Origin of the sequence: Allobosea psychrotolerans, assembly GCF_002917105.1 — a bacterium.
In the GTDB taxonomy this organism is placed as follows: Bacteria; Pseudomonadota; Alphaproteobacteria; order Rhizobiales; family Beijerinckiaceae; genus Allobosea; species Allobosea psychrotolerans.
In genome coordinates this window covers 114807-140373 of the sequence record NZ_PQFZ01000012.1, presented here as the reverse complement: position 1 = coordinate 140373, position 25567 = coordinate 114807, and the positions used below count along the sequence as shown (strand labels likewise).

The following is a 25567-nucleotide window of genomic DNA, read 5'->3' as shown; positions in this document are numbered from 1 at the left end:
CGGGGATGGATCGAGCACAGGCCTGCCCATGAACAAGCCGGGGCGGCTCAATGGACAAGAAGTAAGCCGTGGAGATGATCGCGATCATTCTGGTCCTGCTGCTGGCCGTCGTGGTCAGCGGCATGCTCGCGCGGCTTTCTCCTGCACCGCTGCCGCTCCCTCTCGTCCAGATCGGGCTCGGCGCGCTCATCGCCTCCGTGGCCGATCTCAGCGTCCAGCTGCAGCCCGACATCTTCTTCCTGCTGTTCCTGCCGCCGCTGCTCTTCCTCGATGGCTGGCGCATCCCCAAGGAGGGGCTGTTTCGGGACAAGGGCACGATCCTGGAACTCGCTTTGGGCCTCGTCCTCTTCACCGTGCTGGGCGTCGGCTTCCTGCTCAACTGGCTGTTTCCGGCCATGCCGCTCGCGGTGGCCTTCGCGCTCGCCGCGATCCTCTCGCCGACGGACCCGATCGCGGTCTCCGCCATCGCCGCCCGGGTGCCGGTTCCCAAGCGACTGATGCACATCCTCGAGGGTGAATCGCTGCTCAACGACGCCTCGGGCCTGGTCTGCATGCGCTTTGCCGTCGTAGCCGCGCTGACCGGGAGCTTTTCCCTGGTCAGCGCCTTCGGCACCTTCCTCTGGGTCGCGATCGGCGGCATCACGATCGGCGTCGCGGTGACCTGGAGCACGACACGCGCGGTGGGCTGGGTGACGCGCCGACTCGGCGAGGAAACCGGCTCGCAGATCCTCATCAGCCTGCTGATCCCGTTCGGAGCCTATCTCCTGGCCGAGCATCTGCATTGCTCCGGCATTCTCGCGGCCGTCGCGGCGGGCATCACCATGAGCTATGCCGACCAGAGCGGACAAATCCTCGCGATCACGCGCGTGCGCGGCCATGCCGTCTGGGACACGGTCCAGTTCGCCGCCAATGGCATCATCTTCGTGCTGCTGGGCGAGCAGCTCCCTTTGATCGTCGCAGGCGCAGCGAAAGCCGTGCGCGAGACCGGGCACCATGACCCTGTCTGGCTCATCGCCTATGTCGCCGTCATCACCTTCGCGCTGGCTGCGCTCCGCTTCACCTGGGTGTGGGTGTCTTTGCGCTTCACGCTCGCGCGGGCGGCGCGCCGCGGCGAGAAGCGCTATGTGCCGGGCTTGCGCCTGGTCGCGGCGACCTCGCTCGCCGGCGTGCGCGGAGCGATCACGCTTGCCGGCGTGCTGACACTGCCATTGACGATGAATGACGGCTCGGCCTTCCCGGTCCGCGACCTCGCCATCTTCCTGGCAGCCGGCGTGATCATCCTGTCGCTGGTCGCGGCGAGCATCGGCCTGCCCTTCCTGCTCAAGAATCTGGAGCTGCCTCCCGAGCCCTCCCACCAGGAAGAGGAGGACAGGGTTCGCAACGCCGCCGCCGAAGCGGCGATCAAGGCGCTGGAGAAGGTGCAACACAAAATGGGCAGCGGCCGCAACGATGCCGACCTCTACGTCGAAGTCGGCGCCCGCCTGATGGAGCTCTACCGCGAGCGCATCGACGGACGCTCCAAGATCGGCGCGGAAGCCGATCTCGCCCGCAAGGCCGATGCGATCGAGCGCGAATTGCGCCTTGCCGGCCTGCGCGCCGAGCGGGATGAAATCTACCGCGTCGCCCGGGCGCGCGGCACCTCGGACGAGATCGCCAGAAAGCTCGTCAGGGAAATCGACCTGCTGGAGGCGCGGTTCGGCCCGGCGTGAGCATCAGCCACAACGCCAAGCGCGTGATCGTCACGTGCGGAGGGAAATTGCCTCCTTCGCAGGCAATCTCCGTCGATCGGGAAAACGCTGCCACCCCGATAAGACTAAAGATTGATACTCCAGGGCCGCGCACCCGACATTCTCGGTTGCCCACGCAACCAGTTCGCCATAAGCCTTTGAAGACTTGGTATGTCCTGCCAGCCGCGGGAATGTGCCCTTGACTGTCCGTCGAGGGAGCGCCTTGCATCGCAGGCCGCCGACGAAAAGTTTAGAATAACAAAAATAAGCATCAATTCCGAGCAAATCGGAAGATTGAACCGTGCAATTGGGATGGAAACCATGACGATGAAGAAATGGCTCGCCGCCGCAGCTTTCAGCGCGGCCATGACCGGGGCGGCCTACGCCCAGCAAACCATCAAGATCGGCATCAGCGGCCCCTACACAGGCGGCTCGGCCGCCATGGGCGTCAGCATGCGCGATGGCGTGAAGCTCGCGGCGCAGGAGATCAACAAGGCCGGCGGCGTGCTCGGCAAGCCGATCCAGCTGATCGAGCGCGACGACGAGGCCAAGAACGAGCTCGGCGTCCAGATCGCGCAGGAATTGATCAACAAGGAGCAGGTCGTCGCGACCGTCGGCTTCATCAACACCGGCGTCTCGCTCGCCTCGCAGCGCTTCTACCAGGAAGCCGAAATCCCCGTGATGAACAACGTGTCGACCGGCACGCTGGTGACGCAGCAGTTCAAGGCGCCCGAGCACAAGGCGAACTACGTCTTCCGCAACGCCGCCAACGACACCATCCAGAGCTCTATGATCGCAGAAGCCGTCAAGAAGAACGGCTACACCAAGGTCGCGATCATCGCGGACTCGACCAATTACGGTCAGCTCGGCCGCGCCGATCTCGAAAAGGCGCTCGCCGAGCGCGGCCTAAAGCCGGTCGCCGTCGAGAAGTTCAACATCGGCGACACCGACATGACCGCGCAGGCCCTGCGCGCCAAGGACGCCGGGGCCGATGTGGTGCTGACCTATGCGATCGGCCCCGAGCTGGCGCAGACGGTCAATGCCGTCGTCAAGCTCGGCTGGAAGGTGCCGGTCATGGGCTCCTGGACGCTGTCGATGGCGAGCTTTATCGATGCCGCCGGCGCCAATGGCGAGGGCGTGATGATGCCGCAGACCTTCATCCAGCTGCCCTCGACGCCGAAGCGCAAGAGCTTCATCGAGGCCTATCAGGCCGCCTACAAGGTCGACCGCATCCCCTCCCCGGTCTCGGCCGCCCAGGGCTATGATTCGATGTACCTGCTGGCTGCCGCGATCAACCAGGCCAAGTCGACGGACGGTCGCAAGATCCGCGAGGCGCTCGAGAACCTGACCACCAAGGTCGAGGGCGTCGTCACCACCTATGACAAGCCCTTCAGCGCCACCGATCATGAGGCGATCACGGCCAACATCCCCGTGCTCGGCATCGTCAAGGGCGGCCGCGTCGTGCCGGCCAACCCGGCCGATCTCGAAGGTGCGGGCGCGCTGCGGGTCAAGCCGAAGTCCTGAGCGGCGGCTTTCGCTGGACACCGACCCTCCCCGCCCGGCGGGGAGGGTTCTTCATTATCGGGCGGAGTGTCGGTCCCTCCATGCAGAACTTCTTCCAGATCCTCGTCTCCGGCATTTCCGTCGGCATGATCTACGGCGTCATCGCCTTCGGCTACCAGCTCACCTTCGCCACCTCCAAGACGCTGAATTTCGGCCAGGGCGAGGCGCTGACATTGGGCGCGCTTGTCGGCCTGACCTGCGTGAACGTCCTGATCGGACTGCATCTGGGCACGCTCGCGGCCTATCTGATCGCCCTGCCCTTCGTCTTCGCCTTCGGCCTCGCCCAGGGCGCGGTCGTCGAGCGGCTCGGCGTCAGGCAAGCCATGAAGACCAAGTCAGAGGCCGGCTGGATCATGGCGACGATCGCGCTCGGCATCATCTTCAAGAACATGGCCGAGAACATCTGGGGCAAGGACCCGCTGAAGTTCCCCTCGCCCCTGAGCGAGGACCCGCTGACGATCGCGGGCGTCAATATCCGCCCGATGGAGATCGCGATCGTGCTCGGCGCGCTCGCGATGATGCTCGCCGTCGAGGCCTTCAATCGCCGCTCGATCTACGGCAAGGCGGTGGTGGCAACCTCGAACGATCGCGATGCAGCCGGGCTGATGGGCATCAACACGCCGCTCGTCATCACCTTCTCCTACGCGCTGTCCTCGCTCGCCGCCGCGCTCGCCGGCGTGCTGATCGCCCCGATCACATTGACCGGCGCCAATATGGGCGCGGCGCTGGGCCTGAAGGCCTTTGCAGTCGCGATCATCGGCGGATTGTCGAGCGGGCTCGGCGTCGTCGTCGGCGGCCTGATCCTCGGCATCACGGAAAGCATGACCGGCTTCTATTTCGACACCGGCTACAAGGATGTCCCGGGGCTGATCCTGCTGCTGCTCGTCCTGTCGCTGAAGCCCGCCGGGCTCTTCGGCAAGACCGCGATCAAGAAGGTCTGAGCCCGCCATGAAGACGCTTCTCTTCATCGCCGGCGTCGTCGCGCTGTTCGCGCTGCCCTTCGTCGTGACCTCGTCCTACTACCTGCCCTTGATCACCACGATCGTGATCTATTCGATCCTGGTGCTCGGGCTCGACATCGTCTTCGGCTATACCGGCGAAGTCTCGATCGGCCATGCCGCGCTGTTCGGCGTCGGGGCCTATACGGCGGGCCTGCTGTCCCTGCATTTCGGCCTGGGCTTCTGGTGGGCGCTGCCGGCCGGCATCGTCATCACGGCCCTGTTCGGGGCACTGCTCGCTTTGCCGGCGCTGAAGGTCACCGGCCCCTATCTCGCCATGGTGACGCTCGCCTTCGGGACGATCGTCGTCACCCTGATCAACGAGATGACCGATCTCGGCCCTTGGCTCGGCCATCTCAACCTGACCAACGGCCCGCTCGGCATCGAATTGCGCACACCGCTCTTCATCGATCTGCGCGACTATATCGACCTGTCGCTGAAGCGGTTGAGGGAGGTCGAGTACTACTACATCTCGGCCATCGCGCTGGTGCTGACGGTGGTGGTGATCAACCGCATCATCGCCTCGCGCTACGGCCGGGCTTTCGAAGCGCTGCGCGATTCACCGATCGCCTCGGATTGCATGGGCGTCAGCGTCTACAAGCACAAGGTCCTGGCCTTCGTCATCAGCGCCGGTTTCGCCGGGCTGGCAGGCGCGCTCTATGCCTATTTCCGGCAATATATCGCGCCGGAAGCCTTCAACTTCGCCACCTCCATCGAATTCCTGCTCGCCGTCGCCATGGGCGGGCGCAAATCCAGGATGGGGCCGATCATCGGCTCGGCCATCGTCGTCTTCCTGCCAAACATCCTGGCCGATCTCGAACTGTTCCGGATCACCGCCGGGCTGATCGCGCTCGGCGCCGTCGTCGGCGGCTTCTCGGCCTGGCGCAACGATCCGAGCCAGGCGCACAGCATCGGCGTCGCGGTGACGCTCTGCGTGCTGTTCTTCGTGTTCTCGCTCTTCCTCGAGCGCATCGTCGACTACAAGCTCACCATCTACGGGCTGATGATCCTGTTCGTGGTCTATTACCTGCCCGACGGCATCATGGGCTTCGTCCGGCAGCTGCTCACGCGCCTGTCGTTGCGGCGCGGCGGCCGGTCGCTTGTGGCCAGGGAAACCGGCAATGAGGCGCGGGTCTGGGGCGCGACCGCGACCAGCACGCCGCCTGGAGGCACCCTGCTCGATGCGCGGGCCGTGCTGATGCAGTTCGGCGGCCTGAAGGCGCTGAACGCCATCGACATGGCGGTGAAGCCCGGCACCATCCACGGGCTGATCGGCCCCAATGGCTCGGGCAAGAGCACGATGATGAACGTGCTCACCGGCATCTACACGCCGACCGGCGGCGACATCCTCTTCGAGGGCAAGAGCCTGGTCGGCCGGAACTCGCCCGAGATCGCGGAGCAGGGCATCGCCCGCACCTTCCAGAACGTCCAGCTCTTCGGCGAATTGACCTGCCTGGAGAATGTCATGGTCGGCCTGCACCACACCTATCGCAGCGGCCTCTTTGCCGTCGCCCTGGGGCTGCCGCAGGCGCGCCGGGAGGAGAGCGCCGCGCGCGAGCGCGCAGCCAGCATCCTGCAATTCGTCGGGCTCGACGCCCTGGCGAATGAGGAGGCGCGCAACCTCCCCTATGGCAAGATGCGGCTGCTTGAGATCGGCCGCGCGCTGGCGCTCGACCCCAAGCTCCTGCTGCTCGACGAGCCGGCCGCCGGCCTGACCGCGCCCGATATCAAGGAGCTCATCGAGATCATCCGCAAGATCAAGGCGCATGGCATCACCGTCGTCCTGATCGAGCATCACATGGATGTGGTGATGAGCATTTCCGACACGGTGACGGTGCTCGATTTCGGCCAGAAGATCGCCGAGGGCGTGCCCGCCCAGATCCAGGCCGACCCGCGCGTGATCGAGGCCTATCTCGGCGGCAGCGCCGCCACGGCCCATTGAAGGGACGAGACCATGCTCCAGGTCCAGAATCTCGTCGCCGGCTATGGCAAGGTGCAGGTGCTGCACCGGCTCTCGATCTCCGTGCCCAAGGGCCAGCTCGTCACGCTGATCGGCTCCAACGGCGCCGGCAAGACCACGACGCTGCGGGCGATCTCCGGCATGATCAAGCCCGATGCCGGCGAGATCCTGCTGGCCGGGCGCAGCATCGCCGGCATGGCCTCGCACGAGATCACCAGGCTCGGCATGGCCCACTCGCCCGAAGGCCGGCGGGTCTTCCCCGCCTTGAGCGTCGACGACAATCTCGAGCTCGGCGCATTTCCGCGCCTGACCGGCGCGCGGCCCAGGGGCGATGTCGAGCATGACCGCCAGCGCATGTTCGAGCTCTTTCCGCGCCTGAAGGAGCGCCGCGCCCAGCTCGCCGGCACTCTCTCGGGCGGCGAGCAACAGATGCTGGCGATGGCGCGGGCGCTGATGCTGGGGCCTGAGGTCCTGCTGCTCGACGAACCCTCGATGGGGCTCGCGCCGCGCCTCGTCGAGGAGGTCTTCGCCACGATCGCACGGCTGAAGGCGGCCAGGATCACCATGCTGCTGGTCGAGCAGTTCGCCGCCGCTGCGCTCGATGTCGCCGATTACGGCTATGTGCTGGAAAACGGCCGCCTGGCCAGCTCCGGCGAGGCCACCAGCCTGAAGAACGACCCGGCGGTGCGTGCTGCCTATCTTGGCGGCAGCCATTAGGAGCGACGAGGATACGGGCCGATCCGCTCATCGACTTGGCAGGTCTGTTCGCTTGGCATGCCGGTTGCTGGCCCCTCCGAGACCTGCCGCGTCGCTTGAGGTTTCCGGGTTCGATGCTTGCGCCTGCCCCATCCGCAGCAGCCTCACCGCCGCGATCTATCCCGGCACCTGGGAGGACGCCTGACGCGGCGTGCCGGCCTCTGCCTTGATGAAGAGCGCCGATATCGATGTCGCCTTGCCGCTGGTCGCGCCGGGCACAGCGGCCGGCGGCTTCCTCGCCTTCATCTCCCCGATGGACAATGTCCCGGTTTCGCTCTTCCTCTCGAACGCGCGCACCGGCATGCTGCCGATCCGGATGTGGGGCATGATGGAATCGACGCTGGACGTGCACATCGCCGCGATCGCCGGCGTTCTGATTCTGGCGACGCCCGATGACCGTGATGGACCGCTTGACCGGACTGACGAAACGCATCAGCGGATGACGAGTGGAGGCTGGCCTTGACCTATGACCGCGACCTGATCGGCTACGGCGCCAACCCTCCCGACCCGAAATGGCCGGGCGGCGCACGCATCGCCATCAACTTCGTGATGAATTACGAGGAGGGTTCGGAGCCCTCGATGCAGGATGGCGAGGGCTATACCGAGACGGCGCTGACCGAGTCGAGCAGCCTCAGCATGGCGGTGAAGGGGCGCGATCTCGCCGGCGAGGGCATGTTCGCCTATGGCAGCCGCGTCGGCTTCTGGCGCTTGATGCGGCTTTTCCAGGAGCGCGGCCTGCCTTTGACCGTGTTTGGCTGCGCGCTCGCGATCGAGCGCAACCCGGAGGCTGCGGCCGCGATCCGGACCTCGGGTTTCGATGTCTGCTGCCATGGCTGGCGCTGGATCAAGCATTACGAATTGAGCGAGCAGGAGGAGCGCGAACATATCGCCAAGGCGATCGCCTCGCTCGAAGCCACGGTCGGCGAGCGCCCGCTCGGCTGGTATTGCCGCTATGGGCCGAGCGTGAACACGCGCAGGCTCGTGGTCGAGGAAGGCGGCTTCCTCTATGATTCCGACGCCTACGATGACGAATTGCCCTATTGGAAAGTCGTCGAGCGCAAGCCGCATCTCGTCGTGCCCTATTCGCTCGCCAATAATGACGGCAAGTTCGGCTCCGGCTACTTCGCGACCTCGTCCGACTATTTCGACTGGCACAAGGACGCTTTCGACATGCTCTATGCCGAAGGCGCGACGCAGCCCAAGATGATGTCGGTGGGCCTGCATATGCGCCTGATCGGCCATCCCGCCCGGGCCGCGGGGCTTGCGCGCTTCCTCGACTATGTCCAGGCCCATGAAGACGTCTGGATCACCGGCCGTCTCGACATCGCCAGGCATTGGGCGAAGACGCATCCCTTTGCCGGCACCCTCGCCTGAAGGAACCTATCTTGGCCTCGCATGATCTGATCGTCGCGCTCGGCGACACGCATTACCGCGTCGAACGGCCCTTCGGCTCCTGGCCGCAGAACACCGGCTTCGTCACCGATGTCACGGTCGATTCCCGAGGCCATGTCTTCGTGATGCTGCGGCACGACCCGCTGATGCACCCCAACGATCCCCGCGTGATCGAACTGGCGCCCGACGGGACCTATCTCGGCGGCTGGGGCGGCGATCTGATCGCGGATTCCCATATGCTGACGGCGGATACCTCCGGGCGCATCCTCTGCGTCGATCGCGACATGCACGAGATCATCATCTGCTCGGCCACGGGCGAGCGGATCAGCGGGCTCGGCCAACGCGGCCAGCCGCTCGCGCCCTTCAACCACCCCACCGACATCCATGTCTCGGCCTGGGGCGAGATCTATGTCGCGGATGGCTATGCGGCGAGCCGGGTACACCGCTTCTCCGCCTATGGCGTTCATATCCAGAGCTGGGGCGAGCATGGCAGCGGCGACGGCCAGTTCGGCTGGCCGCACGCGATCTGGACGCATGCCGATGGTCGCGTGCTGGTCGTCGACCGGACGCATGACCGCGTCCAGATCTTCGACCGCAACGGCAATCATCTCGGAAACTGGACCCATTTCCGCGACCCTGTGGCGATCTGGGGCGACGAGGACGGCAACAGCTATGTGACCGATACCCAGCCGACCCTGCAGAAAATCGGCCCCAAGGGCGAGAAGCTCGGCCGCTGCCGCCCGTTCCTGAACGGCGCGCATGGCATCTTCGGTACGCCCGAGGGCGATATCCTGCTCGCCGAGAGCAGCCCCAGCCGACTCACGCGGCTGCGGCGGCTTTGACGACGATAATGGCGCGGAGGATCGGGCCCCGTGATCAGCGTGGCAGCGGAGGCACAGCCGCGCTGAAGGCGCGGGCGATCTCCGCCCGGGTTGCGATCCAGATTATCTCGCACCGCCCGGCAGGCAGGCGCAGGATGTCGCGGAAGGCGGCGAAGCGCGCCGGGCGCCCGACGATGCGCAGATGGAAGCCAATATTAAGCAGGCGCGGCAGGCCACGCACCGCCTCATCCTCGACATAGTCGACCATCTCGCGGGCGCGCCGTTAGGCCATTGAAATCGGGCCAGACGCCGCCATAGCCAAGGAGACCGCGTTCGCTCATGACGGCAAGCCTAGCTGCGACCGGCGCCGCGGCCAATCGCGTGCAATGGGCTTTCGCCCGCCATCATGACTGCGGGGCGATGCCTCAGAGACCGTTTGGAAAGGTGAGCCCTCACCCTGAGGAGCCGCGAAGCGGCGTCTCGAAGGATGCTCCAGATAGTTCCGGAGCCTCCTGGAGCATCCTTCGAGACGCCATTCCCAAGGGAATGGCTCCTCAGGATGAGGGCTCGCGGAGCTTCCAAACAGAAGCCTCTCAGATCTCGGCCGCATCCAGCCGCCGGTACAATGGCAGAGCGAGCGGTGCGATCCGGCGCACGATGCTGCGGAAGGGTTGCGGCCTCGGCTCCGAGAGGGGCAGGCCCAGCGTCTCGATCGCCACGCCCTGCGCCGCCCGGGCGAGCTCGCGCCCAAGTGAGATGGACAGCGCCACCGCCCGGCCGTTGCAGCCGACCCAGCCGAAGCCGTTCGGCCCCAGGCGATGGATGCGCGGGAAGCCCGGCACCTGCGGCGCCAACAGGTTGTCCGGGGTCATGCCGACATAGCCCGACCAGACATAGTCGAATTCGACATCGCCGAGCTGCGGCCAGAGGCGCTTCAGGCGCTCCGCCACAGCCGGACGCAGATTGGCGCCACCTGCTCCAGGGAAGACCGCGGCGCCACCGGTGACCAGGCGATTGCGGGCGTCCCAGCGCGCGAAGTAGAGCTCGCGATGGGTGTCCGACATCGCCTGCCGGGCCGGGATCACGGTCTTGGCGATGTTGTCGCTGAGCGGCTTGGTCGCCATCTGCCAGGACAGGACGGGAATGACCTCATTGGCAATCCCGGGCGCGAGGCCCTCCTCGAATTCGCCGGTATAGGCATTGGTCGCCAGCACCAGCGCTGGTGCCGTGACGGAGCCCCGCGCGGTCTTCACGCGCCAGCGGCCGCTCTCATGCGCCATCGCTGTCGCGGGCGAGCGAGCGTGGATGACGGCTCCGAGCTTCATTGCGACCTCGGCGAGGCCACGGGTGAGCGCGAGCGGGTTGATATGGCCGCCGGTCGGGTTCCAGAAGCCGCCGAACCAGGCCTGCGAGCCCAGCATCTCAGCGGTCGCAGCGCGATCGAGAAGCTCGACCGGCGCTCCGATCGCGGACCACTCCCTGACCCGTTTCTCGGCGAGCTTGAAGCGGCCGGGCGAATGCACCGGCTGGACCCAACCGGCCTGCTCGGCCTCGGCCGGGATGTCGTATTTGCCGATGAGGTCGAACAGATACTGGGCGCTGTCGCGCAGCACCGCGTTGAAGCGCTCGCCGGCCGCGCCATGGCGCTTGATCATGGCGGACGGGTCGTGGCCGGCAAGCGTCGGGATGACCTGGCCGTTATTGCGCCCCGAGGCGCCCCAGCCGGGCTCGGCAGCTTCCAGCACCACGACGCCGATTCCAGCCTCGCGCAGATGGATCGCAGTCGAGAGGCCGGTGAAGCCGGCTCCGATCACCACGACGTCAGTGGCGACATCCCCTTCCAGCGCGGCAAGGACCGGGCCGGGTTGAGCGGTCGCAGCCCAAAGCGAGGGCGGCCAGGTGACGTAAGGAGAATCTGTCATGGGGTGGGTCTCGTCAGGCGGAGACGAAGGCGCAACGTGGTGCGCCTTCGGGCGAAGAGCGCCATCCTCGCCTCGCTTTGCCACTGCCGCAAGTCGGCGCCTTCTCCAAAGGCGACCGGGGCGAGATGTATTTACTACAAATCTGCTGGAAAAGAGAATTAACTGATCGTTCTTTCGCGTCTTCTTTCCTTCTGTTGAAAGTTTCATCTTCGAAACGCTATGTGTGAAGCGCAGCGCGATCTGCCGGAAACGCTTTGGCGCGCCGGTTGCGCGGCCGGGCCCGTTCGGCTGAACTCGGCACCCGTTGGCTTTGGATTCAAGGGGGCGTCATGCCACTCAAGCATGTTCTCGGTATCGACCACGTCATGGTTACGGTGCGCGACCTCGACGCGTCGGCCGCCGCCTGGAAGCGCCTGGGGTTTACGGTCTCGCCGCGCGGCACGCATTCGCCGCATCTCGGCTCCGGCAACTACACGATCATGTTCGGCGAGGATTATATCGAATTGCTCGGCATTCTCACCGAGACCGAGCACAACAAGCCGATGCGGGACTTCCTTAGGACCCGCGAAGGTGTGGAGCGCGTGGCCTTCACGACCGACGATGCCGCTGCCGGCGTCGCCGAATTGCAGGCGCGCGGTATCGCCGCGGACGGGCCGGTGCATTTCGGCCGACCGGTCGAATTGCCCGGCGGACGCGTCGGCGAGGCCAAATTCAACGTCTTTCGCTGGCCGCTGGACGAGAATCCGGGCGGCCTGCGGATTTTCGCCTGCCAGCACCTGACGCGCGAGACGGTCTGGGTCCCGGAGTGGCAGAGCCACGCCAATGGCGCGACCCGCATCCGGCGGGTCGACGTTCTCACCGCCGATTCCAAGGCGGCAGCCGCGCATCTGAGCCGGCTGATCGACGAGCCAGCCTCCGAAGTGGAGGGCGGCTGGCAAGTGCCCTCCGGCGGCAAACGCGCCGATGTGCTCTTCTTGGAGGCTGCCGCCTTCGCCCAACGCTACCCGCAGGCGGCGCGCGCTGGGGCCCCGCCCGAGGGGCTGGCTGCGGTCGTGCTGGAAAGCACCGATATCGCTCTGACAAAGGCTGCGCTCGGCGCACAGGCGCTCGCCCATGACGGCGCCGTCAGCGTGCCGGCGAGCGCCGCCAACGGCATCATCGTGAGTTTCACCCAACCCTAGAGACCGTTTGAAAACTGCAGCCCTCATCCTGAGGAGCCGCGGCACGCGGCGTCTCGAAGGATGCTCCAGATGGTTCGGGAGCCTCCTGAAGCATCCTTCGAGACGCGCTCCTGCGGAGCGCTCCTCAGGATGAGGGCTCGGGAGGCTTCCAAACAGCCTCTAAACCGCCGGGCCTGCGTTTCGAGCAGACCTCGACTTGTCCCAATCCACACCATGCCTCATCGTCAGGCGACGTTGACGGCCCCGCCAGGAGACCCTCCATGGACATGACCCGCCGCGCCGCGCTTTTGACCAGCGCCGCCATTGCCGCGAACGTGCTGAACCCGATGCGCTCCTTCGCGCAGGCGACGCCACGCAAGGGCGGGGTCTTCACGGTGCATTACGGCGCGGAGCAGCGCCAGTTGAACCCGAGCCTGCAGGCCTCGACCGGCGTCTACATCATCGGCGGCAAGATCCAGGAGCAACTGGTCGATCTCGATGCGGCCGGCCAGCCGGTCGGCGTGCTGGCCGAGAGCTGGGAGGCCGCGCCCGACGGCAAGACCATCACCTTCAAGCTGCGCAAGGGCGTGAGCTGGCATGACGGCAAGCCCTTCACCTCGGCGGATGTGCAGTTCACCGCCATGGAGATGTGGAAGAAGATCCTGAATTACGGCACGACGCTGCAGCTCTTCCTCACCGCCGTCGACACGCCCGACCCGCTGACCGCCGTGTTCCGCTATGAGCGGCCGATGCCGCTGGCCCTGCTGCTGCGGGCGCTGCCCGATCTCGGCTACATCTCGCCGCGCCATCTCTATGAGGGCAAGGGCGACATCCGCCAGAACCCAGCCAATCTCGCGCCGATCGGAACCGGCCCGTTCAAATTCGTGACCTATGAGCGCGGCCAGCATGTCATCGCCGACCGCAACGCCGATTACTGGCGGCCGAACGCGCCCTATCTCGACCGCATCGTCTGGCGCGTCGTCACCGATCGCGCGGCGGCAGCCGCCCAGATGGAAGCCGGCCAGATCCATTACAGCCCGTTCTCAGGCCTGACGATCTCGGACTCCGCCCGCCTCGCCAAGGATCCGCGCTTCATCGTCTCGACCAAGGGCAATGAAGGCAATGCCCGCACCAACACGGTGGAGTTCAACTTCCGCCGCAAGGAGCTCGCCGATATCCGCGTCCGCCAGGCGATCGCGCATGCGCTCGACATCCCCTTCTTCATCGAGAATTTTCTGGGCGATTTCGCCAAGCGCGGCACCGGGCCGGTGCCCTCGGTCTCGACCGATTTCTACCCGGCCGATAACGGGCCGCAGTACCCGTTCGACAAGAAGCTCGCAGCCAAGCTCCTCGACGAAGCCGGCTTCAAGGCCGGCACGGGGGGCACGCGCTTCTCGCTGCGGCTGCTGCCCGCGCCCTGGGGCGAGGACATCTCGCTCTTCGCCACCTTCATCCAGCAGTCGCTCTCCGAGGTCGGCATCAAGGTCGAGGTCGTGCGTACCGATGGCGGCGGCTTCCTGAAGCAGGTCTATGACGATCACGCCTTCGACCTCGCCACCGGCTGGCACCAGTACCGCAACGACCCGGCCGTCTCGACGACGGTGTGGTATCGCTCAGGCCAGCCCAAGGGCGCGCCCTGGACCAACCAATGGGACTGGACCGATCCGGTGATCGACAAGATCATCGACGACGCCGCCACCGAGGTCGATGTCGCCAAGCGCAAGGCGCTCTACGGCGATTTCGTCCGCCGGGCCAATACGGAACTCCCGATCTGGACGCCGATCGAGCAGATCTTCCTGACCGTGATCAATGCCAAGGCCCGCAACCACTCCAACACGCCGCGCTGGGGCTCCAGCTCCTGGCATGATTTGTGGTTGGCGGAGTGAGCGCCTCACCTCCCGAACCCGTCGCTTCCGGCCGATTTCCATGCGCGTTCTCGTCCTAGCGGGGCGGCGGCTTGCCGCCTCGATCCCGACGCTGGTCCTGATCCTGATCGGCGTATTCCTGCTGCTGCAATTCGCACCGGGCGACACGGTCGATGCGATGATGGCGCAGATGGGCGGCGGCGATGCGGCGACCGCCCGCGAGCTGCGCCGGTTCTATGGCCTCGACCTCTCGGTCTGGGCCCAGCTCGGCAATTATCTCTGGCGATTGGTCCGGTTCGATCTCGGCTTCTCCGCCATCTACGGCAAGCCGGTCGCGACCGTGATCGCGGAGCGGCTGCCGGCGACGATCCTGCTGATGACAGCCTCGCTATCGCTTGCTTTCTTCTTCGGGCTGATCCTGGGCGTCGTCGCCGCGCGCGGCGTCAACCGCTGGCCGGACACGCTGATCTCGACGCTCGGCCTGGTCTTCTATGCGATGCCGACCTTCTGGTTCGGCTTGATGGCGATCGTCGTCTTCGCGATCTACCTGCAATGGCTGCCCGCCGGCGGGTTCGAGGACATCACGATCGCCCATGCCGGCCTGTCGCGCGTGCTCGACATCGCGCAGCATCTCGTCCTGCCGACATTGACGCTCGGCCTGTTCTACATGGCGATCTATCTGCGCATCATGCGCGGCTCGATGCTGGAGGTGCTGAACCTCGATTTCGTCCGCACCGCCCGGGCCAAGGGTATGGACGAGACACGGGTCGTGGTGCGCCATGTCCTGCGCAACGCGCTCCTGCCGATGGTGACGCTGATCGGCCTGCAGGCCGGCACGATGCTGGGCGGCTCGGTCGTGGTCGAGAGCGTGTTCTCGTTGCCGGGGCTCGGGCGCCTCGCCTATGAATCGGTGGTGCAGCGCGACCTCAACACCTTGCTCGGCATCGTCTTCGTCTCGGCGCTGCTGGTGATCGCAGTCAATTTCATCGTCGACCTGCTCTATGCTCGGCTCGACCCGCGCATCACCACGGGGGCCTGAGGCGATGGCGCTGGTGAAACTCTATGTCCGCAGCCCCTCGGCCGTCATCGGCCTGTTGCTGCTGCTCGCCGTGCTCGCCATGGCCGCTACCGCGGGCTGGCTTTATCCGAAGGATCCGCTGGCGCTCGCCGGGCGGCCGCTGGTCTGGCCGTTCAGCAATCCGCGCTTCCTGCTCGGCACCGACAATTCCGGCCGCGACATCGCCGCCCAGATCTTCCATGGCGCGCGCATCTCGCTCCTGATCGGCGTGGTCGCCACAGTGATCTCGATCATGATCGGCATCACCATCGGCGCCTTTGCCGGCTATTACGGCGGCTGGGTCGACACTGCGCTGATGCGCGTCACCGAAGCCTTCCAGACGCTGCCGAACTTCCTTTTGCTGCTGGTCCTGGTCGCGGTCTTCGGCTCGACCATCACCACGGTGACAGTCGCGATCGGCATCGTCTCCTGGCCGGCCTCGGCGCGGCTGACGCGGGCTGAATTCCTGTCGCTGCGCAACCGCGAATTCGTCCAGGCCGGACGCACGCTCGGCCTCAAGGACGCCAAGCTGATCTTCGGCGAAATCCTGCCCAACGCCCTGCCCCCGGTGGTCGTCTATGCCAGCGTCGTGATGGCGGTCGCGATCCTGCTGGAAAGCGCTCTCGCCTTCCTCAAGCTGTCGGACCCCAATGTCGCCTCCTGGGGCAATCTCATCGGCGCCGGCCGCGATGTGCTGCGGGTGCAATGGTATGTCTCGGCCATTCCCGGCATCGCGATCCTGGTCACCGTGCTCGCCGTCTCGCTGGTCGGCCAGGGGCTCAACGATGCGCTCAACCCGAGGCTCAAAGGCCGATGAGCCCGATCCTCGTTCTCGACGCCGTCAGCGTGAAGCTGCCGAAGGGTGCGGACCGCTCGCACGCCATGACGGAGGTGACGCTTTCGGTCGCCGCCAATGAAATCCTCTGCGTCGTCGGCGAATCCGGCTCCGGCAAGTCGATGACCGCCAATGCGATCATGCGCCTGCTGCCGGGCGGCGTGGAGATCGATGGCGGGCGCATCCTGTTCGAGGGGCGCGACCTCGCCGGCGTCAGCGAGGCGCAGATGCGTCGGGTGCGCGGCGCCGGCATCGCGATGATCTTCCAGGAGCCGATGACGGCGCTCAACCCGCTGCGCTCGATCGGCGACCAGATCGGCGAGATGTTCGAGATCCATACCGAGCTGTCGAAGGCCGAGATCGGCGCACGCGTGCTGGCGTTGCTCGAAGAGGTGCGCATTCCCGATCCCGTGATCGCCGCAAAAGCCTATCCGCATGAACTCTCCGGCGGCCAGCGCCAGCGCGCCATGATCGCGATGGCGCTGGCGCTCGACCCCAAGCTGCTGATCGCCGACGAACCCACCACGGCGCTCGACGTCACGACGCAGGCGCAGATCCTCGAGCTGATCCGCGACCTGCAAAAGCGCAAAGGCACGGCCGTGCTGTTCATCACCCATGATTTCGGCGTCGTCGCCGAGATCGCCGACCGGGTCGCGGTGATGAGCCAGGGTCGCGTCGTCGAGCAGGGCAGCGTCAGCGCCGTGCTGGAGAACCCGCAACACGCCTATACCAGGCAGCTCATCGCGGCCGTGCCGCCGCTGAAGGCCCCGCCGCCACGCGCGCTTTCCGCAGAGCCGATCCTGAGCATGGCGCATGTCTCCAAGACCTACCGCACCGGCGGCTTCCTGGGGCGCGGGCAGCGCGTGACCCATGCGGTCAAGGATGTCTCGCTGGTGCTGCCCAGGGGCGGCACGCTCGGCATCGTCGGCGAATCCGGCTCCGGCAAATCGACGCTCGCGCGCTGCCTCGTGCGCCTGATCGATCCAGACAGCGGCGAGATCCGCCTGAACGGCCGCGATCTCGCTTGCCTGAGCCGCGAGGAGATGCGGGCCGAGACCCGCCATATCCAGATGGTGTTCCAGGATCCCTTCGCCTCGCTCAACCCCCGCCGCAAGGCCGGCGAACTGGTGGCGCAGGGGCTGATCGTGCATGGCACGCCGCGCGCGCAGGCTCTGGCCCGCGCCGGGGAGCTCTTCGCACTGGTCGGGCTCGACCCGTCGGCGACCGACCGCTATCCGCATGAATTCTCCGGCGGCCAGCGCCAGAGGATCGGCCTTGCGCGCGCCCTGGCGCTGGAGCCGGATGTGCTGGTGGCGGACGAGCCCGTCTCGGCGCTAGACGTCTCCGTCCAGGCGCAGGTTCTGAAGCTGCTCGCGGAACTGCGCCAGCGGCTGGGCCTGTCGATCGTCTTCATCACCCATGACCTGCGCGTCGCGGCGCAGGTCTGCGATCTCGTCGCGGTGATGAAGAATGGCGAGGTGGTCGAGGCGGGCCCGATCGGCGAGGTCTTCGGCAATCCGCAGCACGCCTATACGCGGGCGCTGCTCGCCTCGATCCCCGGCCGTGACTTCGGACTGAAGCGCGAAGCCGCGACGGCGTAATACTGACGGCGTTTGGCCCCGACTTATGGCTGAGCCGCCGCCGTCATTCCGGGGCGATCCGAAGGATCGAGCCCGGAACCCAGAACCGATGCCACTGCTCGGGAAGGCGCATGGCACCGGCTCGCTTCACGACGACCGGCATCGGTTCTGGGTTCCGGGCCCAATTTCTCTACCGTACATTGGCTTTGCCATGTCCCGGAATGACGGCGGAGGACAGCGCCGTCGGTCAGACGGCATAAGGTCAAAGCTTCGCCGCGATCGCAGACAGGCTCACTGCCCGCGGAAGATGGGTTCGCGCTTGCCGAGAAAGGCTGCGGCGCCCTCGCGGAAATCCTGCGTCCGCGTCGCCTCCAGAAAGCACCGACGTTCGTTCTCCAGATGCGCCTCCAATGGCGTGGCGAGCGCATCGTCGATCAGGCGCTTGAAGCTGCCATAGGCCTTCGTCGGGCCTGCTGCGATGCGCGCGGCGATCTCGCCTGCGCGGCTTTCGAGCTCGGCTTGCGGCACGACCTCGGCGACGATGCCGGCTGTGAGCGCGGCCTGCGCATCGAGGACCTGTCCGAGCAGCATCATGGCGAAGGCGCGTCCGCGCCCGACCTTGCGCGGCAGGAACCAGGTGCCACCGCAATCGGGCGGCGCGCCGATGCGATCATAGGCGATGACGAAGCGGGCCTTGTCGCTCGCCAGCAGGATGTCGGCGCTGAGCGCGATGCTCAGACCCGCACCGGCAGCCGGCCCCTGCACGACGGCAAGGACAGGCGCGGAACAGGCGCGCAAGGCCAGGATCGCGGGGTGCAGCGCTCCGAGCAGGGCGTCGACGACCTGAGCCGGTTCGTCGCCGAAACTCGCGACATCGCCGCCTGCCACGAAAGCGCGCCCCGCACCGGCGAGCACGATGCAGCGCAAGCCAACCTGCGCGACGACGTTGGAGACAGCCTCCCGAAAAGCCGTCGCGGTCGCGACATCGATGGCGTTCAGCACATCGGGACGGTTGAAGGTGATGCGGGCGATGCCGCTTGCCACATCGAAGGTCGCGGTGACCGGCGTCTCGGCCATGATCGGCCTCCTTTTCTGCATTAGTGCGGTTTTCGACCTGACTGAACCGTCATTGCGAGCGCAGCGAAGCAATCCAGGAGCGGCAGAGCTCCACGTCCTCCTGGATTGCTTCGTCGCTTCGCTTCTCGCAATGACGGGTCCGCGTTTCACTCAGATCGAAAACCGCTCTAGCCCTTAGCGGGCCGCGCCGTAGAGGCTCTCGATCTCATGAGCGTATTTCGTCTGGATGCTGGAGCGGCGGACCTTCATCGTCGCCGTGACCTCGTCATCGTCATGGTCGAGCTCCTTCGTCAGCAGATGGAAGCGGCGGATATGGGAGACCTGGGCGAGCTGGGCATTGGCCGCGGCGATCTCGCGCTCGATCAGCTCGCGCACGCTGGCATGTTCGGCGAGGCTGCGGAAATGGGTGTAGGTCAGCCCGGCCTCCTCGGCCCATTGCCCGACCGTCTCGGCATCGATCTGGATCAGGGCCGAGACATATTTGCGCGCCTCGCCGATGACGATGCATTCCTTGACGAAGGGGCTGGCCTTGACCGTGTTCTCGATCTCGGAGGGGCTCAGGTTCTTGCCGCCGGCCGTGATGATGATGTCCTTGAGACGGTCGACGATCTTGAACTGGCCTTGGACGATCTCGACGACATCGCCGGTGTGCAGCCAGCCATCGGGCGCGATAGCGGCTTGCGTCGCCGCTTCGCCCTTGTAGTAGCCGGAGAAGACGATGTCGCCGCGGACGAGCAATTCGCCCTCGTCGCTGCGGGCGAGTTCAGCGCCAGCGACGGCCGGGCCGACGCAGAGCGGCACGAGGTCCGACAGGCGCTGGCCGGCCGCCATGCCCGAGGTCTCGGTCGCGCCATAGACCTCGACCAGCGGCACCCCGATGGTGCGGAAGAAGCGCACGATCCTGGCCGGGATCGGCGCCGCGCCCGTCATCGCGACATCGGCCCGGCGCAGGCCGATATAGTTCTGCAAGGCGCGGAAGATCAGCCAATAGGACAGGGCGAAGGTCAGGCGCTGCGCCAGCGTGCGCTTCGCGCGCGCGACCTCGGCGAAGGGCTCGCAAGCCGCAAAAGCGCGCTCGAACAGCTTGAGGCGAAAGCCGCCGGCCTCGGCCAGCTTGATATGGATCGCCGAATTGAGCTTTTCCCAGATGCGCGGCACGCCCAGGAACATGCTGGGCGCGACCTCGCGCAGATCCTCCTGAACGGTGCGGATCGACTCGCCGAAGCTCACCAGCGAGCCGTTATAGACCGGCGCCATCGTGGTCAGCATCTGCTCGGCGACGTGGCAGAGCGGCAGATAGGACAGGTGGCTGGTGGCGGCCGTCAGCCCGATCCGCTCCGAGACGGCGAAGGCCTGGGCGCGGATGTTGCGATAGCTCAGCATCGCGCCCTTGGGCTTTCCGGTGGAGCCGGAGGTGTAGATGATCAGGCCGATATCGGAGAGGGACTGCTGCGCCAGTACGGCATCGATCGCGCGCTGCCCGTCTTGCCGCGAGGCGCGGCCGGTATCCTCCAGGCTCGCGAAGCTGGTGACGAAATCGGCGGGATAGGAGCGGATGCCCTTGGTCTCGACCACCACGATGCGGCGTAAGCCAGGCAGTTCGTCCCGGCGCTCGAGCACCTTGTCGACCTGCTCCTGATCCTCGCAGATGACGATCTCGGCGTCGGAATGGCCGAGCACATAGGCGACCTCATTGGCCGGGCTGGTCGGATAGACGCCGACCGCGACCGCGCCGACGAGCCCCGCGCCGAGCTGGGCCAGCACCCATTCGAGCCGGTTCTCCGAGAGGATCGCGACATGGCCGCCCTCGCTCAGGCCGAGCGTGCGGAAGCCTGCGCCCACGGCTGCAGCGCGCTCGAAATAGTCGCGCCAGGTCACGGGTTTCCAGATGCCGAAATCCTTCTGGCGGATCGCGACACGTTCGGGGATCAGGCGCGCCTGCTCGCGCAGCATCTGGGGAAGGGTGAGTTCAGGCAGCGTCACGGGCGCGTCCTCAGGAGAGCCAGCGCTTGCGGCGCTTGTAGTGCTTGATGTCGCGGAAGCTCTTATGGCCGGCCGCGCCCACCCCCATGCCGAGATAGAACTCACGCACATCCTGGTCTCGCATCAGCGTCTCGACCGGGCCGTCGATGACGATCTTCCCGGTTTCCATGATGTAGGCGTAGTGCGAGACGGCGAAAGCGACGGCCGCGTTCTGCTCGACCAGCAGCATGGAGGCGCCCTGTTCGCGGTTGATGCGGGCGATGATGGTGAAGATCTCCTCGACCAGCATCGGCGAGAGGCCCAGCGAAGGCTCGTCGAGCAGGATGAGCTGCGGGTCGGCGATCAGCGCGCGGCCGATCGCCAGCATCTGCTGCTCGCCGCCGGAGAGATAGCCGGCGAGCCCCGAGCGACGCTCGTGCAGGCGCGGGAAATAATCATAGACGATGTCGAAGCTTTTTGGCGGGGCCCGGCGTCCCGTCAGCGCGAAGGTCGCAGCCGTCAGGTTTTCCTCGACGGTCAGATCATCGAAGATGCGCCGCCCCTCCATGACGTGGAATAAGCCCTTGCGGACCAGCGCATGCGGGGCGAGCGGGGCGATGTCAGCGCCGTCGAAACGGATGGCGCCGCCGGTGACGGCGCCATCCTCCAGTTCGAGCAGGCGCGAGATCGCCTTCAGCGTCGTCGACTTGCCGGCGCCGTTGGAGCCGAGCAGCGCGACGATCCGGCCACGCGGCACACAGAGCGACAGGCCGCGCAGGACCTGCACGGTCTTGTTGTAGATGACCTCGATGTTTGACACATCGAGGATCGGCGGCGCAGCGCTCGTCATCGTCAGCTCGGCTTCGAGACGTTGATCCAGTCGCCCTGCCCGACCATGACCTTCCTGGCAGCGTCGTACTGGTAGACGCGGCCGACCGGGATCGAATTGCCGGTGATCGTGATCGGTGCGCCGATCAGGCCGCCGGTATCGAAGTCCTTGATCGAGTTGAGCGCGGCCTTGAGGTTGGTCGCGGTCATCTCCTGCTTGGCGTCGAGACAACGCTTGCCCGCTTCGCAGAACAGCATGGCGGTCAGGAAGCCCTGCATATAGGCGGTCGAGACATATTCGGGCCGCATCTGCCGGATCTTGGCCAGCATCGGCGCCTTGGCATCCTCGTCGAAATAGTAGCGATAGGGCATCACGCCCATGAAGCCGTTGGCCGCCTCGCCGACCTTGGCCCAGAGCGAATTGTCCATCGACCAGAAGGTGCCCATGAACTTGGTCTTGAGGCCGAGCTGCTTGGCCTGCGTCATGAACTCGGGCAGGGGCGCCAGCACATAGCCGTGGAAGATGGTGTAGTCGGGGTTGGCGCGGCGCAGTTTCAAAACCTCGGTCGAGACGTCGACCGAGGTCGGCGGGGTGACGATCTTCTCGGCGATGCTGAGACCGAGCTTCTTGGCCATCGCCTCGGTGGTCGCGATCGGGTCGCGGCCGAACTCGGTGTCGGAGTTCACCAGCGCGATCTTCGCGCCGGGTTGCGTCTTGGCGATATAGGTCAGCAACACGCTGATCATGTCGGAATAATCGGGACCGGCGATGAACTGGTTCGGATAGGCCTTGGCGTCGTTGAGCTCGGTCGCGAAGGAGGCGCCGGCCATGATCATCGAACCCTTGCGGTTGAGCTCGGGGTTGATCGTCTTCGCGAAGCCGGTGGAGTCGCTGTAATAGAAATTCGCCGCGTTCGAGCCGGTGAGCTTGTTGAACACGGCGACCGACTGGTCGACCTTGTAGGCGGTGTCCTCATAGACATAGCGGACCTTGCGGCCACTGACGCCACCGGCCTCGTTGATGAGCTTCACATAGTCGGCGATGCCGTCATTGATGCCGATGCCGGCGAAGGCGAAGACGCCGGTAAGCGGGATCGACCCCGCGATGACGATCTCATTGGCCTGGGCGAGCCCGGGCCGGATGCCGGCGGCGAGCCCGCCCGCTGCGATGCCGGCGGCGAGAGCCTGTCGTCTGGTGATGGTCATGGTTGCAGTCCTCTCTTGGTTTTTCGTTGTCAGGTCTTGAACGGCCAGAGGTGGAAGAAGCGGCGGATGCGCCGCCAGATCTCGGCGAGACCATGCGGCTCCAGGATCAGGAAACCGATGATCAGCGCCCCGAAGACGATGGTGCGCACCGGCGAGAGCAGCGCGACCGCATTGGGCATCCAGGGCGAGAGCAGGCCGACGACGAGCTTCAACGCCTCGGGCACCAGCGTCATGAAGACTGCGCCCAGGATGCCGCCGAGGATCGTGCCCATGCCGCCGACGATGACGGCAGCGAGGAAGAAGATCGAATAGACGAAGGGGAAGCTCTCGGGCGTCACCACGCGGAAGAAATAGGCCCACAGGCCGCCCGCGACACCGGCGTAGAAGGAGGAGAGGCCGAAGCTCATCAGCTTGTAGCGCAGCAGCGGAATGCCCAGCACCTCGGCCGAGATGTCGCGGTCGCGGATGGCGATGAAGGCGCGCCCGATGCGGGTGCGGAAGAGATTGGCGGCGGCGAGCACCATGATGCAGGTGAGCGGCGTGATGACCCAATAGAGCGCGAAGGGCCTGGCCAGTTCGAGGCCGAAGAGCTGCGCCGGCGGGATGCTCAGGCCGCGTGTGCCGCCGGTGACCGTAGTCCAGTTCTGGAAGACGAAATGCAGGATGAAGGAGGCCGCGATCGTCGCGATGGCGAGGTAGAGCCCCTTGACCCGCAGGCTGGGCACGCCGACCACCATGCCGACCATCGCGGTGACGAGGCCGGCCGCCAGCAGGTTGAGCAGGAAGGGCGTCCCCAGTTTGGTCTCGGCCAGCGCCACGACATAAGCGCCGACGCCCATGAAGGCGGCCTGGCCGAGGCTGACCAGCCCGGTATAGCCGGTGAGGATATTGAGCCCCGTCGTCGAGACGATATGGATGCCGACGAGGCAGGCGAGATAGAGCCAGTAATCATTGGCGGCGAAGGGGAAGGCCAGCAATGCGACCGCTCCGAGTGCCAGCCACAGGCGCTGCACGGCCGTGTCGAACAGCGCCTGATCGGCGCCATAGCTGTCCTTGAGCGCACCGATCCGCATCAGAGTCGCTCGATCTCGACGGTGCCGAACAGCCCGTAGGGCCGCACCATCAGAATGAGGATCAGGAGGCCGAAGGTTGCCAGCAACTTGTATTCGCCGCCGATGAAGGTGCCCGACCAGGCTTCGACGAGGCCGACAATAAGGCCGCCGACCAGCGCGCCGGCGATCGAATCGAGCCCGCCGACGATGACCACGACCAAGGCCGACAGGCCGAAGACGCCCATGGTCGGCGAGATGCCGCCGACCGCGCCGACGAGGATCCCTGCGCCCGCGGCGGCCACGCCGGCAACGATCCAGGCGGCGGAGAACACTTTCGGCACGTCGATGCCGCAGGAATAGGCCGCGCCCTGGTCGGTCGCGGTGGCGCGCAGGGCGACGCCGCCGCGCCAGAAGCGGAAAGCCAGCACGAAGGCGGCGATGACGATGCTGGCGACCGCGAAGCCGATCGCGATCTTGCGCGAGACATAGGCGTCGCCGATGAAGAGCGGCGTGGTGCCCATGAAATCCGGCAATTGTGTCGGAGCCGCCCCCCAGATGATCTCGACGAGGCCGACGAGCACCGAGCCCAGACCGATCGTGACCATGAAGACCGAGATCGCGCTCTCGCCCAGCATCGGCCGGATGATCGTGCGCTCGACGATGGCCCCGAGCAGGCCGCCGCCGATCAGCGCCAGCGGGATGGCGAGCCAGACCGGCAGGCCGAAGCCGGCGGCGAAGGAGAAGAACAGATAGGCGCCGACCATCAGCATCTCGCCGATGGCGAGGTTCACCACCTTGGTCGCCTTGTAGATCAGCACGAAGGCGAGCGCGGTCAGCGCCAGCAAGGCGCCGGAGCCGAGCCCCGCCAACGTCACCTCGCAGAAGAAGAGCCAGTCGAACTCCATCACGCCGCCTCCGTCCCGGCGATGCGCGCCTTGAGCTGGCCGATGTCGCCGGCGCCGAGATAGGCGCGGATGACCTGCTCATCGGCGGTGACCTCGGCAGGCGCGCCGCGCGCGATCACCTGCCCGAAATTCAGCACGACGACATGGTCCGAAATGTCCATGACGAGGCCCATATCGTGCTCGACCATCAGGATCGTCACGCCCCATTCCTCCTTCACGTCGAGGATGAAGCGGGCCATGTCCTCGGTCTCCTCGCGGTTCATCCCCGCGACGGGCTCGTCCAGCATCAGGATCTTCGGGCGCATGGCGAGTGCGCGCGCCAGTTCGACACGCTTGCGCAGGCCGTAGGCGAGCGAGGCGACCGGATGGTTGCGGATGTGGTTGATCTCGAGGAAATCGATCACCCGCTCCTCGATCTCGGCGCGGACCTCGATCTCCTCGCGCTGGGCGCGGCCCCAATAGATGAGGCCGTCGAGCAGATTGGTGCGCATATGGACGTGGCGGCCGAGCTTGATGTTGTCGAGCACGGTCATGCCGCGAAACAGCGCGATGTTCTGGAAGGTGCGGGCAAGCCCGAGCCGGGCGCGCTCCGGCGGATGCAGGCGGGAGATATCGCGCCCCTCGAAGCGGATCGCGCCGGCCTGGGGCCGGTAGAAGCCCGAGATGCAGTTGAACAGCGAGGTCTTGCCGGCGCCATTGGGCCCGATGATCGCCGTGATCGAGCCCTCGGCCACATCGAAGCCGACATCGGACAGAGCCCTGAGCCCGCCGAAATTCAGCGTCAGGCCGCTGACCGACAGCGCCGCATCGCCAGTGCTGGTCATCGCCGCAACCTGCGGCCGGCCGACCCGGTCCTCATCCTCGTTCTCCTCCCCATCGAACCCGCGTGCCTTGGGCATCT

General features: G+C 66.1%; 22 protein-coding genes. 13 read left to right on the top strand and 9 right to left on the bottom strand.

The annotated features are described in order from the left end of the window. Positions 1–74: 74 nt before the first annotated feature. From CYD53_RS19665 to CYD53_RS19630, 8 genes are all read left to right on the top strand, one after another. Positions 75–1709 carry a Na+/H+ antiporter gene (locus CYD53_RS19665; RefSeq protein WP_425428324.1) on the top strand — a complete coding sequence of 545 codons (1635 nt, stop codon included), beginning with the start codon at positions 75–77 and terminating at the stop codon, positions 1707–1709. Positions 1710–2048: 339 nt separating this feature from the next. Continuing rightward, a complete protein-coding gene (locus tag CYD53_RS19660) occupies positions 2049–3251 on the top strand; it encodes an ABC transporter substrate-binding protein (RefSeq protein ID WP_210202381.1) in 1203 nt (400 codons plus the stop codon). A gap of 80 nt (positions 3252–3331) precedes the next feature. Then, positions 3332–4231, top strand: coding sequence for a branched-chain amino acid ABC transporter permease (locus CYD53_RS19655; RefSeq protein ID WP_069689558.1), 900 nt, complete (start codon positions 3332–3334; stop codon positions 4229–4231). Between the two features lie 7 nt (positions 4232–4238). After that, complete coding sequence (locus tag CYD53_RS19650) at positions 4239–6230, top strand: branched-chain amino acid ABC transporter ATP-binding protein/permease (protein WP_103719761.1); 1992 nt, start codon at positions 4239–4241, stop codon at positions 6228–6230. A gap of 12 nt (positions 6231–6242) precedes the next feature. Further along, positions 6243–6965: an ABC transporter ATP-binding protein gene (locus CYD53_RS19645; RefSeq protein WP_103719760.1), complete on the top strand. Its 723-nt coding sequence runs from the start codon at positions 6243–6245 to the stop codon at positions 6963–6965. A 190-nt stretch (positions 6966–7155) separates the two neighbouring features. Beyond that, positions 7156–7467, top strand: coding sequence for an ABC transporter permease subunit (locus tag CYD53_RS19640; protein ID WP_210202380.1), 312 nt, complete (start codon positions 7156–7158; stop codon positions 7465–7467). After that, positions 7464–8378 (top strand): allantoinase PuuE, encoded by a 915-nt coding sequence (locus CYD53_RS19635; protein ID WP_103719759.1) that lies wholly within the window; start codon positions 7464–7466, stop codon positions 8376–8378. The genes CYD53_RS19640 and CYD53_RS19635 overlap by 4 nt, the downstream gene beginning before the upstream one ends. 11 nt (positions 8379–8389) lie before the next feature. Next, a complete protein-coding gene (locus CYD53_RS19630) occupies positions 8390–9238 on the top strand; it encodes an NHL repeat-containing protein (protein WP_210202379.1) in 849 nt (282 codons plus the stop codon). A gap of 34 nt (positions 9239–9272) precedes the next feature. Here CYD53_RS19630 and CYD53_RS19625 read toward each other — a convergent pair whose 3' ends face one another. Beyond that, on the bottom strand, positions 9273–9485 hold the full coding sequence (locus tag CYD53_RS19625; RefSeq protein ID WP_103719758.1) for a polysaccharide deacetylase family protein: 213 nt from the start codon (positions 9483–9485) through the stop codon (positions 9273–9275). Between the two features lie 325 nt (positions 9486–9810). Next, positions 9811–11139 (bottom strand): NAD(P)/FAD-dependent oxidoreductase, encoded by a 1329-nt coding sequence (locus CYD53_RS19620; protein WP_103719757.1) that lies wholly within the window; start codon positions 11137–11139, stop codon positions 9811–9813. A 329-nt stretch (positions 11140–11468) separates the two neighbouring features. Here CYD53_RS19620 and CYD53_RS19615 point away from each other — a divergent pair, with 329 nt between their 5' ends. The 5 genes from CYD53_RS19615 (at position 11469) to CYD53_RS19595 (ending at position 17657) form a co-directional block, all read left to right on the top strand. Continuing rightward, the gene (locus CYD53_RS19615; RefSeq protein ID WP_103719756.1) at positions 11469–12320 is read left to right on the top strand and encodes a VOC family protein; all 852 of its coding nucleotides are present in this window, start codon (positions 11469–11471) and stop codon (positions 12318–12320) included. Positions 12321–12580: 260 nt separating this feature from the next. After that, positions 12581–14185, top strand: a complete 1605-nt coding sequence (locus CYD53_RS19610) for an ABC transporter substrate-binding protein (RefSeq protein ID WP_103719755.1) — start codon at positions 12581–12583, stop codon at positions 14183–14185. Positions 14186–14225: 40 nt separating this feature from the next. Next, a complete protein-coding gene (locus CYD53_RS19605; RefSeq protein ID WP_103719754.1) occupies positions 14226–15203 on the top strand; it encodes an ABC transporter permease in 978 nt (325 codons plus the stop codon). Positions 15204–15207: 4 nt separating this feature from the next. Further along, entirely contained in the window at positions 15208–16038 is an 831-nt protein-coding gene (locus CYD53_RS19600; protein WP_103719753.1) for an ABC transporter permease, read from the top strand. Next, complete coding sequence (locus CYD53_RS19595) at positions 16035–17657, top strand: ABC transporter ATP-binding protein (RefSeq protein WP_103719752.1); 1623 nt, start codon at positions 16035–16037, stop codon at positions 17655–17657. Before CYD53_RS19600 ends, CYD53_RS19595 begins: the two co-directional genes overlap by 4 nt. A 270-nt stretch (positions 17658–17927) precedes the next feature. On the opposite strand, the gene CYD53_RS19590 is transcribed toward CYD53_RS19595, so the two are convergent. The 7 genes from CYD53_RS19590 to CYD53_RS19560 form a co-directional block, all read right to left on the bottom strand. Continuing rightward, a complete protein-coding gene (locus tag CYD53_RS19590) occupies positions 17928–18713 on the bottom strand; it encodes an enoyl-CoA hydratase/isomerase family protein (RefSeq protein WP_103719811.1) in 786 nt (261 codons plus the stop codon). A gap of 174 nt (positions 18714–18887) precedes the next feature. Beyond that, a complete protein-coding gene (locus CYD53_RS19585) occupies positions 18888–20696 on the bottom strand; it encodes an AMP-dependent synthetase/ligase (protein WP_245928337.1) in 1809 nt (602 codons plus the stop codon). 10 nt (positions 20697–20706) lie between these two features. Beyond that, on the bottom strand, positions 20707–21525 hold the full coding sequence (locus tag CYD53_RS19580; RefSeq protein ID WP_103719750.1) for an ABC transporter ATP-binding protein: 819 nt from the start codon (positions 21523–21525) through the stop codon (positions 20707–20709). A gap of 2 nt (positions 21526–21527) precedes the next feature. Then, positions 21528–22709 carry an ABC transporter substrate-binding protein gene (locus CYD53_RS19575; RefSeq protein WP_103719749.1) on the bottom strand — a complete coding sequence of 394 codons (1182 nt, stop codon included), beginning with the start codon at positions 22707–22709 and terminating at the stop codon, positions 21528–21530. A 29-nt stretch (positions 22710–22738) separates the two neighbouring features. Next, on the bottom strand, positions 22739–23782 hold the full coding sequence (locus tag CYD53_RS19570; protein WP_103719748.1) for a branched-chain amino acid ABC transporter permease: 1044 nt from the start codon (positions 23780–23782) through the stop codon (positions 22739–22741). Next, positions 23782–24666, bottom strand: a complete 885-nt coding sequence (locus CYD53_RS19565; protein ID WP_103719747.1) for a branched-chain amino acid ABC transporter permease — start codon at positions 24664–24666, stop codon at positions 23782–23784. The genes CYD53_RS19570 and CYD53_RS19565 overlap by 1 nt, the downstream gene beginning before the upstream one ends. Further along, positions 24666–25565, bottom strand: a complete 900-nt coding sequence (locus CYD53_RS19560; RefSeq protein ID WP_425428321.1) for an ABC transporter ATP-binding protein — start codon at positions 25563–25565, stop codon at positions 24666–24668. Before CYD53_RS19560 ends, CYD53_RS19565 begins: the two co-directional genes overlap by 1 nt. Positions 25566–25567 lie beyond the last annotated feature (2 nt).